7 protein-coding genes are annotated in these 12947 nt (G+C 65.7%); 4 read left to right on the top strand and 3 right to left on the bottom strand.

What is annotated here, in order from left to right; all coding sequences use genetic code 11:
* Nucleotides 1-6: 6 nt before the first annotated feature.
* The 3 genes from U1738_RS09250 to U1738_RS09240 all read right to left on the bottom strand — a co-directional run bounded on the left by U1738_RS09250 (nt 7) and on the right by U1738_RS09240 (nt 5292).
* Nucleotides 7-2931 carry a TonB-dependent receptor plug domain-containing protein gene (locus U1738_RS09250; RefSeq protein ID WP_332788759.1) on the bottom strand — a complete coding sequence of 975 codons (2925 nt, stop codon included), beginning with the start codon at nt 2929-2931 and terminating at the stop codon, nt 7-9.
* Between the two features lie 268 nt (nt 2932-3199).
* Nucleotides 3200-4555 carry an ATP-binding protein gene (locus U1738_RS09245; RefSeq protein ID WP_332788758.1) on the bottom strand — a complete coding sequence of 452 codons (1356 nt, stop codon included), beginning with the start codon at nt 4553-4555 and terminating at the stop codon, nt 3200-3202.
* Between the two features lie 8 nt (nt 4556-4563).
* Nucleotides 4564-5292, bottom strand: a complete 729-nt coding sequence (locus U1738_RS09240; RefSeq protein ID WP_332788757.1) for a response regulator transcription factor — start codon at nt 5290-5292, stop codon at nt 4564-4566.
* Between the two features lie 245 nt (nt 5293-5537).
* Between U1738_RS09240 and U1738_RS09235 the strand changes: the two genes are divergently transcribed.
* From U1738_RS09235 to U1738_RS09220, 4 genes are all read left to right on the top strand, one after another.
* Complete coding sequence (locus U1738_RS09235) at nt 5538-6665, top strand: efflux RND transporter periplasmic adaptor subunit (protein WP_332788756.1); 1128 nt, start codon at nt 5538-5540, stop codon at nt 6663-6665.
* Between the two features lies 1 nt (nt 6666).
* Nucleotides 6667-9792: an efflux RND transporter permease subunit gene (locus U1738_RS09230; RefSeq protein WP_332788755.1), complete on the top strand. Its 3126-nt coding sequence runs from the start codon at nt 6667-6669 to the stop codon at nt 9790-9792.
* Nucleotides 9789-11225, top strand: coding sequence for an efflux transporter outer membrane subunit (locus U1738_RS09225; RefSeq protein WP_332788754.1), 1437 nt, complete (start codon nt 9789-9791; stop codon nt 11223-11225). The genes U1738_RS09230 and U1738_RS09225 overlap by 4 nt, the downstream gene beginning before the upstream one ends.
* A gap of 72 nt (nt 11226-11297) precedes the next feature.
* Nucleotides 11298-12899: an alkaline phosphatase D family protein gene (locus U1738_RS09220; protein WP_332788753.1), complete on the top strand. Its 1602-nt coding sequence runs from the start codon at nt 11298-11300 to the stop codon at nt 12897-12899.
* Nucleotides 12900-12947 lie beyond the last annotated feature (48 nt).

Raw genomic sequence — 12947 nt, 5'->3', positions numbered from 1 at the left:
GCAACTTCAGAACTTGAAGTTGGCGCCGACCTTGAAGGTGCGGCCGACCGCGCCGATCTGATGATAGGTCGGGTTATAGTTCGCAGCGGCATAATTGCCCGCATTCAGCGGTGCCTTGGCATCGAGCAGGTTGATCACGTTGAAGTAGAACTGGAAGCGATCGTTCACGTCCACGCTGCCGACCAGATCGACGTCGATGAACGAATTGACCTTGCAGTTGAAGTTCGGATCGCTGCCCTGATATGTGCTGCTGCTCGCGCAGTCCGTACCGCCGAACTGGTCCTCGGCCACCGCTTTGAAGCCCTTGGTGTAATAGGCCGTGCTGGTCAGCGAATACGGCCCGTATTGCACCGTATTCTGCCAATTGCCGCGCCACTGCGGCGTGCCCGCGCCCGACGAGGTGACGTAAGGTGCCTGCGTACCGACGAAGTCCTGATACGCGCTGTTGGCGCTGGGCTTGAACTTGTAGCTCAGGATGTACGTCGCCTCGGCGCGGCTGGTCAGCTTCAGGTCGTCGGTCGGCTTGAACTGGACCTGTGCCGAGAAGTCGATGCCCTGCGTGCGCAGTGCCGCCGCATTGGCGAACGGCCCGTTGACGAACAGCACGCGGCGCGGCGCATTCGGGAAGGCCGGATCGACCGCGTCGAGCGTCACCGAATAGCCCGCCGGAAGCGCCGTACCGGCATAATAAGCCGACAGGGCATCACCCGATAGCGGGGCCGCCGAGATCACGTTGGTCTTGCGGATGTTGTAATAATCCGCCGTGAAGCTGAGCCAGCGGGTCGGCTGGGCGATGAAGCCGCCGGTGAAGCTGGTCGACTTCTCCGGCTTCAGGTTGGAATCGCCGATCGTCTGGAAACCGAAGCCATAGGTCTGGTTGTACGAGCTGCCGCCCGAGCAGGTGCCGTCGGCATTGCCCGTCGCGCCATGCTGCACCTGCAGCGAGCAGGGCGGGCGGCCGCTGGTGAAGCCCACCACCGAACCGCCGAGTTCGGCAAAGCTCGGTGCGCGGAAGCCCTTCGAGAAGGTGCCGCGCAATGCGATCTCGCGGATAGGCTGGAACTTCGCACCGATCTTGGGCGAGAAGTTGCTGAACCCGTCCGAATAATGATCGTACCGGCCCGATGCGTTGATCTCGAGCGAGGTCAGCACCGGCGCGTTCACCTCGAAATAGCCCGACGTGACGTAGCGATGGCCGATCGCGGTGAACTGGTTCAGCCCGATCGTCTGCGCATTGGCGTTCTGGTTGGGATCGTTGACCGCCTCGTAGCGGAACGATCCGCCGACGCCGAGTTGCAGGTCGCCGCCCGGCAGGCTGAACAGGTTCTTCGTCACCACGCCCTGCACCATGTCCAGATCGCTGGTCGCCCGCGTCGAGACACGCGGCGACAGGGCCGCCCGGGTCGCCGCCGAATTGAGGCTGGGGTTGACGAAATTGTAGCTGCCCGTGTTGATCGCGGTGATCAGCGCCGGCAGGTTGATGTAGCCGTCCTGATCGATATCGAGCCACGATTTGGCGGCGGTCGCATCGACCGAATAGGTCCAGCCGTCACCGAACTTGCCGGAAATGCCGGCCTGGCCGCGCAGCACCCGGTTCTTGTATTCGGAGCGCGTCGCGATGTCGCCGAACAGGTAGCGGATCGCCGCGGCCTGGCCGCTCGCCGCGAACGGGTTGTTCGGGTTGAGCTGTCCGTTGGTCAGCAATGCCGGCAGCACGATGCTGAGCGTGTTGACCGGATTGGCCGAGCGGATGTTGTTGGGGTTGCCGGACGAGATCACCGTATTCTGGAAATACGATACCGACGCATAGGCCTGCGAGCTGGCACCGATATCCGCCGTGGCGTGGATCGTACCGCCGAAGCGGGTCTGCTCCGGCTGGATCTGGGCATAATCGGACACCAGATTCTGTTCGCACCCGACGCCCTGCGATCCGGTCGTCCGCAATTGCCCGGCGGAACAGCCGTTCGGGTTCAGGATCTGCCACGGGCCGCTGGTCAGGCCGGAACCGGACAGCGGATTGCCGGCGATGGTCTGCTGGCTCGGCGCTACGATCGCGCTGGTCGTCGTGCCCGGCACGACCGAACCGGCATTGTTGTTGTCGCCGCCGATCCCCGACAGATCGTTGGTGTTGAAGGGATAGCCGCGATCGCGCGCCCAGATCGGGTTGTCGTGCTGATATTCGCCGCTGATATAGACGTTGTAGCCGTCTTCCTTCAGCTTGCCGTGGCCCGCCGTCAGCGTCGCGCGCTGCGTGCCGCCATCGCCGCGCTGCGTGACGCCGGCTTCGACCGTGCCCTGGATGCCGGTGATTTCCTTCTTGGTGATGATGTTCACCACGCCGGCGATCGCGTCCGCACCATAGCTGGACGAGGCACCGTCCTTCAGCACTTCGACCCGGTCGATCGTCGCATTGGGAATGGTGTTGAGATCGACGAACGAACGCTGGCCGTCATCCGCGAGCGGATAGGCGGCGGTGCGCACGCCATCGACGAGCGTCAGCGTCGAGTTCACCGTCAGGCCGCGCAGCGACACGGCCGAGGAGCCCGCACCGAAGCCGTTGGCGAAAGCGGTCGGGATCGAGCCCGAGCTGTCGGCCGAAATCGATCGCACCGCATCCGTCACGGTGGTGATGCCGGCGCGCGCGAGATTCTCCGAGGTCAGCACGGTCAGCGGCGACGGCGTCTCGGCATCGATGCGGCGACGGAAGAGGCTGCCGGTGACGACGATATTGCCTTCGTCGGCGGCGGCATCCGGTGCGGTGTCCGTCGTCTGTGGCGTGGCGGTTTGGGGCGTAGCGGTCTGGGGCGTGGCGGCGGGCGGCGCATCCTGCGCCATGGCGGGCAATGCGATGCCGGTTCCGGCGACGATCAGGATGGGCAGGGCGACTCCGCGCAGGAGGCTCTGGCGACGATTGCGACGATTATCTGTCATTGTGACGTTCCTTGGGCTTGACGATCCCATCCACCTGAAAGGCGGACGGGCACGACCGTCAGCGCCGACGCTCCTGCTCCCCCCAATAGGAGCCGCGCCGAATGTCCGGCGCCGCAATGCGAGCGGCGGGAGCATGCGTAAAGCTCGGCCCGTCGCAATTTTTGTAAATTTCTAACAGCGTGATAATTTGGTTACAGGATTGTTTCGAGATCGTAATCGAATGTAAATACGATCGATGGAGGCATCCGCGAGGCGCGCGGAGCTGTCGTCAGCGGGCGATCCGCACGACCGCGACCAGGCCGCCGCCGGGATGGTTCGACAGGCTTACCTGCGCACCGAACGTCTCCGCCTGCGCGCGCGCGATGGTGAGGCCGATGCCGGTGCCGTTGTCCATGCTGTCGCCACTTCCGCGGACGAAGGGCTCGAAAATCTTGGGCAGCAGATCTTCGGCGATGCCGGGGCCGTAATCGCGGATCGCGATCTCGATCGCGTCGGCGCGCCGCGTGCAGGACACGTCCGCGCCGCCACCATAGCGCACCGCATTGTCGATCAGGTTGGTCACGCAGCGTGACAGCGCATCGGGTTTCACCCGCGCCTGCGCGCCGCAGCCGCCGACGAAATGCACCTTGGCCCCGAATTCGGCGGCATCCTCGGCCAACGCCGACAACAGGGAATCGAGATCGATCACCGACCATTCCTCGCGACTCTCGCTGCTGCGCGCGAGATCCAGGCCATCACGCACCAGCGCCAGCGTCGCGCCGAGATCGGCGATCAGGCGATCCCGGAGCGCCACATCCTGCACCTGTTCGAGGCGCAGGCGGAGGCGCGTCAGCGGGGTTTGCAGATCGTGGCTGATCGAGGCGAGGATACGGGTGCGTTCGCGCACGCCTTCGCGCACGCGGTTCTGCATCGTGTTGAAGGCGATCATGGTCTCGCGCACCTCGGATGGACCACGTTCGGCAATCGCTTCGGCGTCCAGCGTGCGGGCGAAGGCGCGCGACGCGCTGGTCAGCCGGCGCAGCGGCGCGGTCACCAGCCGCGCGACGAGGATCGACAGCGCGGCGCTCGCGGCGACTATCAGCATCAGGAACATCGGGTTCTGCGTCACGCTCGACGGCAACGACGACGGCGGCAGATCGAACGCCAGCGAAATCCGCTGGCCCCTGGTGTCGTTATAACTGACCACCCAGCAATCCGGCAGTTGCGGGACGAAGAAGCCGGCCGCGCGGTGGGTCCATTCGTCGGGGATGCGCGCAAAGCAATATTGCCACGGCACCTGCAATCCGCGTGCACGGGCGCGAACGCCGAGTCGTTCCTGCAGGGCGGCATCGAGCGAGGCGTTGCTGGCGGTCGGTACGGTGCGGGCCGGATTGGCACGGTGCGCGCCGATGATCTGGTTGCGATCGAGCAGGGCGCTGGTCTCCACCGGCGCTCGCGTCATGCGGCCGACGATATCGACCACGCTGACGACCAGCCGTTCGTCGCGGAAGCGCCTGAAATCGTGATGTCGCACCTGTTCGGAGACGTACAAAGCGGCGATTGCCGAAACCGCGATGCCGATCGTCAACAGCAGCGCCAGGCGTCCGGCGAGCGATCCGGCAAACGCTTCCGCACCTTTGGCCATGCGACGGATCACAGGAAAGTCACGTCGCTGGCCAGCACATAACCTTCGTTGCGCACCGTCAGGATCAGCGTGTCGCCATCGGGCGCGGCGGCGAGCTTCTGGCGCAGGCGGCTGATCTGCAGATCGATCGAGCGATCGAACGCCACCGTGGCATGACGTTCGGGCAATAGCGCCTCGCGCGACAGCACTTCGTTCGGCGCATCGATGAAGCGTGAGAGCAAACGGAATTCGGCCGAAGACAGCATCACCAGACGGCCGTCGGTGGTGATCAGCCGGCGCTTGAGCAGATCGAGCTGCCATGCGCCGAACTTTGCGAAGCGGGCGCCGCGCGGACGCAGCGTTTCCTCGTGGCGGGTACGGCGCAGCAGATTGCGGATGCGGGCGAGCAGTTCGCGCGGCTCGAACGGCTTGGTCAGGTAATCGTCGGCGCCGAGTTCGAGCCCCAGCACGCGATCGATCGCACCGTCGCGCGCCGTGACCATGATGATCGCACCGTCATGTCCCTCCGCGCGCAATTCGCGGCACAGGGTCAGCCCGTCGCCGTCGGGCAGGTTGAGGTCGAGCACGATCAGGTCGGCATGATCCTCGGCCAGCCCGGCGCGGACCTCGGCAATGCTGCCCGCCGCGTGCACGTCATACCCCTCGCGCGCCAGTTGCGCGATCATCAGGTCGCGGATGTCGGCATCGTCGTCGGCGACGATCAGCCGGTCCGTATGGGGTATGTTCAGGTCTTCCATCCCATGGATATACGCAACAGCGCAGGCGCTGTCTGTCGCCCGATACACCCCGATACACGATGCGACGGAACCCTACGCGCCGCCACGTGTCGCCACCAAGAGACACCAACCCGCTCTGTCGCATCCGCGCGATGACCGCCATCTGCGCTGCCTGGTTTACCCGGATTTCGCGGAGTTCGACTCATGTTCGGCGTTCATTGCTTCTTCCTGCTGGCGCTGCCGGTATGGCCCCGTACGCGTTCGTGATGCGCACCGCGATCATCGTGCGCGCCGCGCCGCTCGCTCTGGCCTTTGCACTGGGTGCCTGCGGTGGTGCCAAGACGCCGCCGGCTCGCCCGCCGGCCGAAGTCGGCTATGTCACGCTGACATCCGGGCCGGTTGCCGTGTCGAGCGAACTCACCGGCCGCACCGCCTCGACCGAAACGGCGGACGTTCGCCCGCAGGTCGATGGCATCGTGCAGGCGCGCCTGTTCGAGGAAGGCGCGCTGGTTCGCGCCGGGCAGCCGCTCTATCAGATCGACGCGCGCCTCTATCGCGCCTCGCGCGACCAGACCGCCGCACAGCTCGAGAACGCGCAGGCCGCCTATGTCACCGCGCAGGCCAAGGCCGCACGCTACGGCAAGCTGACCGAGATCGACGCGGTCAGCCGCCAGGATATCGACGACGCCAATGCCGCCGCGCGTCAGGCGCTGGCCAATGTGCATCAGTACCGCGCCAGCCTGCAGACCGCGAAGATCAATGTCGGCTTCACCCGGGTGTATGCGCCGATCTCCGGCCGGATCGGACGATCGGTGGTCACCAAGGGCGCGCTCGTCACCGCCAGCCAGACGACCGCGCTGGCGACGATCCAGCAGCTCGATCCGATCTTCGTGGATATCACGCAATCGAGCCAGCAACTGCTCGCGCTGCGCCGGCAACTCGCGCAGGGCGACATCCTGCCCGCCAATGCCAGCGTGCGGCTGAAGCTGGAGGATGGCACGCTGTATCCCGGCGTCGGGCGGATCGAATTCTCCGAAGTCACGGTCGATCAGACCGCCGGCACGGTGACGCTGCGCGCGCGCTTCCCCAATCGCGAGGGCATTCTGCTGCCCGGCATGTTCGTGCGCGTCGAAACGCCGCAGGGCGTGATTCCGAACGGCATCCTGGCCCCGCAACAGGGCATCACGCGCGATCCGAAGGGCGGCGCGACGGCGCTGGTGGTCGGTGCCGACAACAAGGTCGTGCAGCGGAGTGTCACCACCGCCAAGGCGGTCGGCGATAAATGGCTGGTCACGGCGGGCCTGAAGGCCGGGGATCGCCTGATCGTCGAGGGCACGGACAAGGCGATGCCCGGCACCATTGTGAAGCCCGTCGCCGTGAAGACGGCCAACTGACATGAGCATCAGCAAGTTCTTCGTCGATCGCCCGATCTTCGCCTGGGTCATCGCCATTGCGGTGATGCTGGCCGGCATCGGATCGATCCTGTCGCTGGCCATCGCGCAATATCCCGATGTCGCGCCGCCCTCGGTCAGCGTCAGCGCGACCTATCCCGGCGCATCGGCGGAAACGCTGGAAACCAGCGTGACGCAGATCCTGGAGCAACAGCTGACCGGGATCGACGGGCTGCTGTATTTCTCGTCCAGCTCGACCTCGGCCGGCACCGCGCAGATCACCGTCACCTTCGCCAAGGGCACCGATCCCGATACCGCACAGGTGCAGGTGCAGAACAAGGTGCAGCGCGCCGTATCCCGCCTGCCGAGCGCGGTGCAGGTGCAGGGCCTGTCGGTCACCAAATCCAATTCGGATTTCCTGCTGATCGTCGCCCTGTACGACAAGACGAACAAGGCGACCGACAGCGACATCGCCGATTATCTCGTCAGCAATTTCCAGGACGATCTGGCCCGGGTCGCGGGCGTCGGATCGAGCCAGGTGTTCGGATCGCAATATGCCATGCGCATCTGGCTCGATCCGGTGAAGATGGCCGCGGTGCAATTGATGCCCTCCGACATCTCCGGGGCGATCACGGCGCAGAATACCGAGGTCGCCGCCGGTCAGATCGGTCAGACGCCGTCGATCAAGGGCCAGATGCTCAACGCCGTCGTCACCGCCAAGTCGCGGCTGCAGACGCCCGAGCAGTTCCGCGAGATCATCGTCAAGACCAAGACCGACGGCTCGGTCGTCAAGCTGTCGGACGTGGCGCGGGTCGAACTGGGGCAGGAGGATTACACATCCGCCGCCCAGCTCGACGGGCATCCCGGCTCCGGCATGGCGATCCAACTCGCGCCCGGCGCCGATGCGCTGAAGACCGCGACGGCGGTCAAGGCACGCGTCGCGGAACTCGCCGCCAAGATGCCCGCCGGCTACACGCTGGCGTTCCCCTACGACACGACCGAATTCATCAAGCTGTCGGTGCACGAGGTGGTCGAGACGCTGATCATCGCCGTCGTGCTGGTCGTGGTCGTGATGTTCCTGTTCCTGCAAAGCTGGCGCGCGACGTTGATCCCGGCGATCGCCGTGCCGGTGGTGCTGCTCGGCACGTTCGGCGTGCTCGCCTTGTTCGGCTATTCCATCAACACGCTGACCCTGTTCGCGATGGTGCTGGCGATCGGCCTGCTGGTCGACGACGCGATCGTCGTGGTCGAGAACGTCGAACGCCTGATGACCGAGGAACAACTGTCGCCGCGCGATGCGACGATCAAGTCGATGGACGAGATTGGATCGGCGCTGGTCGGCATCGCCCTGGTGTTGTCGGCGGTGTTCCTGCCAATGGCGTTCTTCGGCGGATCGACCGGCGTGATCTATCGCCAGTTCTCGGTCACGATCGTCGCGGCGATGTTGCTGTCGGTGCTGGTCGCGTTGATCCTGTCGCCCGCTTTGTGCGCCACGTTGCTGAAGGGTGGCGACCATGATCCGTTGAAGCGCAAGGGCCTGTTCGGGCGCTTCAACCGCTGGTTCGATCGTTCGACCACGCGCTATGTCGGGGCGACGAAGAGCGTGATCGGGCATCGTTTCCTGCATCTCGGCATCTTCGCTGGCATCGTCATCCTGCTCGCATTGCTGTTCGTGCGCCTGCCGACCAGCTTCCTGCCGGATGAGGATCAGGGCATTGCCATGGTGCAATTCACGCTGCCGGCCGGTGCCACCGACGAACGCACAGCCGTGGTGCGCGACCGGGTCGAGAAGTTCTTCCTGACCGACGAGAAGGCCAATATCGGCAATATCTTCGCGATCACCGGGTTCAGCTTCTCCGGCTCCGGGCAGAATGCCGGTTTCGCCTTCGCCAGCCTCGCGCCGTTCGACGATCGCAAGGGCAGCGCGAATGCCGCACCGGCGATCAGCATGCGCGCAACCCAAGCTTTTGCCGGTATTCGCGACGCGCAAGTCTTCGCGCTGACGCCGCCGGCGATCTCCGGCCTCGGCCAATCGAGCGGCTTCACCTTCGAACTGCTCAACACGAGCGGCATGGACCGGACGAAATTCCTCGGGTTGCGCGACAAATTGATCGCGGCGGCGAACGGCGATCCGCTGCTCGCGCAGGTCCGCGCCTCCACGTTGCCGGATACGCCGCAGCTGCGCATCGATATCGACGATGCGAAGCTCGCCGTGCTCGGGCTGACCGAGGCGGACGTTACCGGCACGCTCAGTTCCGCGTGGGGCAGCACTTATGTCAACGATTTCGTCGATCGCGGGCGCGTCAAGAAGGTTTTCGTTCAGGCGGATGCGCAATATCGCATGCTGCCCGGCGATCTCGACAATTGGTTCGTGCGCTCCTCAACCAACGGAAATATGGTGCCTTTTTCCGCCTTTGCGACGACGCACTGGGAAAAAGGGCCGACCAGTCTGTCCCGCTTCAGCGGACGCTCCTCCTACGAAATCCAAGGCGCCCCCGGCGCGGGCGCCAGTTCGGGCGATGCGATGAAGCGGATCGTGGAATTGCAGCAGCAGGTGGCGCCGGGCACCGGCTATGCCTGGGCCGGTCTCTCCTATCAGGAGAACCAGACGAGCGGGCAGGCACCGATGCTCTACGGCCTTTCGGTGCTGGTCGTGTTCCTGTGCCTTGCCGCCTTGTACGAGAGCTGGTCGGTGCCGTTCGCGGTGCTGCTGGTGATGCCGCTGGGCGTGATCGGTGCGGTGCTGGCGGTGACGCTGCGGGGTCTGGAGAACAACATCTATTTCCAGGTCGGCCTGCTCACCACGATCGGCCTTGCCGCCAAGAACGCGATCCTGATCGTCGAGTTCGCCGAAGCGGCGCGGCGTGAGGGCAAGGATATGATCGAGGCGGCGCTGGAGGCGGCACGGGTGCGTTTGCGCCCGATCCTGATGACCAGCCTCGCCTTCGTCGCCGGCGTGCTGCCGTTGGCGATCGCGAGCGGGGCGGGTGCCAATAGTCGCATCGCGATCGGCACGGCGGTGGTCGGCGGGATGATCACCGCGACGGTACTGGCGATCTTCTACGTGCCGATGTTCTTCGTCGTGGTTGCCCGCCTGTTCCACCGCACGCCGAAGGAGGCAGAGGCATGATCCGCATCCGCAATCTCGCGCTGCTACTGGCGGCGTCCAGCCTCGCCGCATGCGACATGGCACCGAAATACGTCCGCACCACCGCCGACGTCGCGCCGGAGCAATGGCCGACCGGTGCGGCCTATGCTCCGGCCGCCGCGGGCCAGGCCGGGCTGCCATGGCGAACGGTCTTTGGCGATGCGAACTTGCAGCAGGTGATCGCGCAGGCGCTGGCCAACAATCGCGATCTGCGCGCGGCGGTGGCCAATATCGCCTCGGCCCGCGCGCAATATCGCGTGCAGCGCTCGGCGCAATTCCCGACGCTGGCGGCCAATGGCGGCGCGACGATCTCCCGCACGATCAGCGGATCGGGCGGCACCGGCAATGTCGCCAATCCGGCCGGAGCCTCGTACAGCACGTTCAATGCGGACGTGGGCGTCAGCGCGTTCGAACTCGACCTGTTCGGCCGCCAGAAGAACCTGTCGCGCGCCGCGTTCGAACAATATCTCGCGACCGAATCCGGAGCGCGATCGACCCGGTTGATCCTCGTCGCCGACACCGCCTCCGCTTATGCGACGCTGGCCGCCGATGGCGAATTGCTGAAGGTCGCGACCGAGATGGTCGGCAGCGGCGAACGCACGGTGAAGCTCACCCGATCGCTGCACGATGTCGGGCTCGTCACCGGCAGCGATATGGCCGATGCCGAGACCGTGCTGGCCCAGGCGCAATCCGATGTCGAACGCTACACCACGCAGGTTGCGCAGGATCGCAACGCGCTGAACCTGCTGGTCGGCGCGACGGTGGCGAACGCGCTGTTGCCGGGTGCGTTGGACGGCGTCGACAAAGCGGTCGGCAGCGTGCCGGCCGGGCTGTCGTCGGATGTGCTGGCAGAGCGGCCCGATGTCGTCGAGGCCGAACACCGCGTGAAAAGCGCCTATGCCAGCATCGGCGCGGCCAAGGCGGCGTTCTTTCCGCAGATCTCGCTGACCTCGGCGATCGGCGTGGCGAGCAGCGCGCTAACCTCGCTGTTCACCGGCGGCGTGGCGAGCTGGTCGGCGGCCCCAAGTGTGACCTTGCCGATCCTGGGCGGGGCCAATCGCGGCAATCTAGATTACGCCAAGGCGCAGGCCGATTATTATCAGGCGCTGTACGAGAAGGCGATCCAGACCGCGTTCCGCGATGTTGCCGACGGCCTTGCCCGGCAAGGCACGATCACGCGCCAGCGCACCGCGCAGACTCGCTTGGTCGATGCCGCCAACCGCAGCTACACGATCGCCGATGCCCGCTACCGCGCCGGCACCGACAGCTTCCTCACCGCTTTGGTTGCGCAGCGCACATTATATTCCGCGCGCCAGGCCGCGATCGCGGTGCAACTGGAGGACGTCGCCAATCGCGTCGCTGTGTATCAGGCGATCGGATCGGACGAGAGCCTGGGGTCGATGGAACCGAAATAGCCAGTCCGGGGCGACCGTCATCACCGGACAACAATTGGCCACGAAGACCGGGCAGTCGCTATGAGTCTGCCCATGAATCTTTCCGAACCCAACGCCGCCGCCCCGGCACTCACCCGCCGCACCCTTATCCTCGCGAGTGCCGGATCGGCCGCGTTGCTATCGGTCGGCGCGCGGGGCGCGCTGCGTCTGCCACCGGGTCTGTTCACGCTCGGCATCGCCTCGGGTGATCCCAGTCCCGACGGCTTCGTTTTGTGGACGCGCCTCGCGCCGCTGCCTCTGGACGCGGACGGCGGAATGCCGCCTGTCACCGTCCCGGTGCGCTGGGAAGTGGCGGAGGACGAGGGGTTTGCGCGGATCGTGCGATCGGGCGTTGTGCGAGCGGAAGCGCGCTGGGGGCATTCGGTGCATGTCGATGTTGCCGGTCTGCGCCCGGCCCGGCGCTATTTCTACCGCTTTATCGCGGGTGGCGAGGCCAGCCCCGTCGGCCGGACGATCACCGCGCCGGCTGTAGGTGCCAAGGTCGATCGGCTGCGGGTCTGCTTCGGATCATGCCAGAAATACGAAGTCGGCCGCTACGGCGCCTACGCCCATATCGTCGCCGACGATCCCGATCTGGTGCTGTTCCTCGGCGACTATATCTATGAGGACAAAGTGAAGGATGGCGACGAGGCGGTGCGCCGGCTCGACCTGAGCGAGGCGGTCGATCTGGCTGGGTATCGCGCGCGCTATGCCGCCTACAAGCTCGATCCGTTGTTGCAGGCCGCGCACCGCGCCGCGCCTTGGGTGCTCACGTGGGACGATCACGAGGTCGCCAACGATTACGGCGGTGCGCGCGACCAGAATAATTCCGATCCCGCGGTGTTCCTCGCCCGGCGCGCCGCCGCCTATCAGGCCTATTACGAACATCAGCCGTTGCGCGCCGCGACCCGGCCCAATCGCGACGGCGGCATGCATCTGTATCGCACGCTCGACTGGGGGCAGCTGGCACAGTTCCAGATCCTCGACGATCGTCAGTATCGCGGGCTGCCCGCGTGCCAGCCGCCGGAACTGGCCGAGCGCCATTTGAGATATCGCAGCCTGATCGAGGCCTGTGTGACGCTCGGCGATCCGCACCGCAGTATGTTGGGGGAGCGGCAGGACCGCTGGCTGATGACGGCGCTGGCCGCGACACGCGCGCAGTGGAACGTGCTCGCGCAACAGACGCTGATGCATCAGCAGGTGCGGATCGATTCAGGGCATCCCGAACGCGGCGATCAATTTGGCGCGGATACGTGGTCGGGCTTTCCCGCCGCGCGCGACCGGATCTTCCGCCGCTGGGCCGAAGTCGGCACCGGCAACCCGATCGCGCTGGGCGGCGATATCCACGCCTTCGCCGCCGCCGACATCCGCGATCCGGCGCGGCCGGATGGTGCGGCGATCGGCACGGAATTCGTCGGCGGATCGATCACGTCCGTGCTGCGCGACCCCAGCTACAAGGCGCTGGCCGCGCGCAACGGCCTGGGCTTCGCGGAGGATGCCAAGCGCGGTTACGGACGCCTCGATCTGACTCCGGCCGGCGGCGAGATGGTGTTTCGCGGGCTGAACGATTCACGGCGCGAGGATTCTGGCATCGCCGATATCGCACGCTTCGCGTTGGAGCCGGGTAAGCCCGGGCTGAACATGTCCGCGGGGTGAAATCCACCAGCTCGCGCTTCGGCACGTTGCTGATGGGCGACCGGCTCG

Source organism: Parasphingomonas caseinilytica, from assembly GCF_036663755.1.
Taxonomy (GTDB): Bacteria; Pseudomonadota; Alphaproteobacteria; order Sphingomonadales; family Sphingomonadaceae; genus Sphingomonas.
Note: the sequence above shows the minus strand (reverse complement) of the source record. Positions and strands in the feature narration are given on the sequence as shown.

Coding starts and splice junctions, on each gene's coding strand:
- U1738_RS09250 (WP_332788759.1), bottom strand. CDS start 2,931: ATGACAGATAATCGTCGCAATCGTCGCCAGAGCCTCCTGCGCGGAGTC.
- U1738_RS09245 (WP_332788758.1), bottom strand. CDS start 4,555: ATGGCCAAAGGTGCGGAAGCGTTTGCCGGATCGCTCGCCGGACGCCTG.
- U1738_RS09240 (WP_332788757.1), bottom strand. CDS start 5,292: ATGGAAGACCTGAACATACCCCATACGGACCGGCTGATCGTCGCCGAC.
- U1738_RS09235 (WP_332788756.1), top strand. CDS start 5,538: ATGCGCACCGCGATCATCGTGCGCGCCGCGCCGCTCGCTCTGGCCTTT.
- U1738_RS09230 (WP_332788755.1), top strand. CDS start 6,667: ATGAGCATCAGCAAGTTCTTCGTCGATCGCCCGATCTTCGCCTGGGTC.
- U1738_RS09225 (WP_332788754.1), top strand. CDS start 9,789: ATGATCCGCATCCGCAATCTCGCGCTGCTACTGGCGGCGTCCAGCCTC.
- U1738_RS09220 (WP_332788753.1), top strand. CDS start 11,298: ATGAATCTTTCCGAACCCAACGCCGCCGCCCCGGCACTCACCCGCCGC.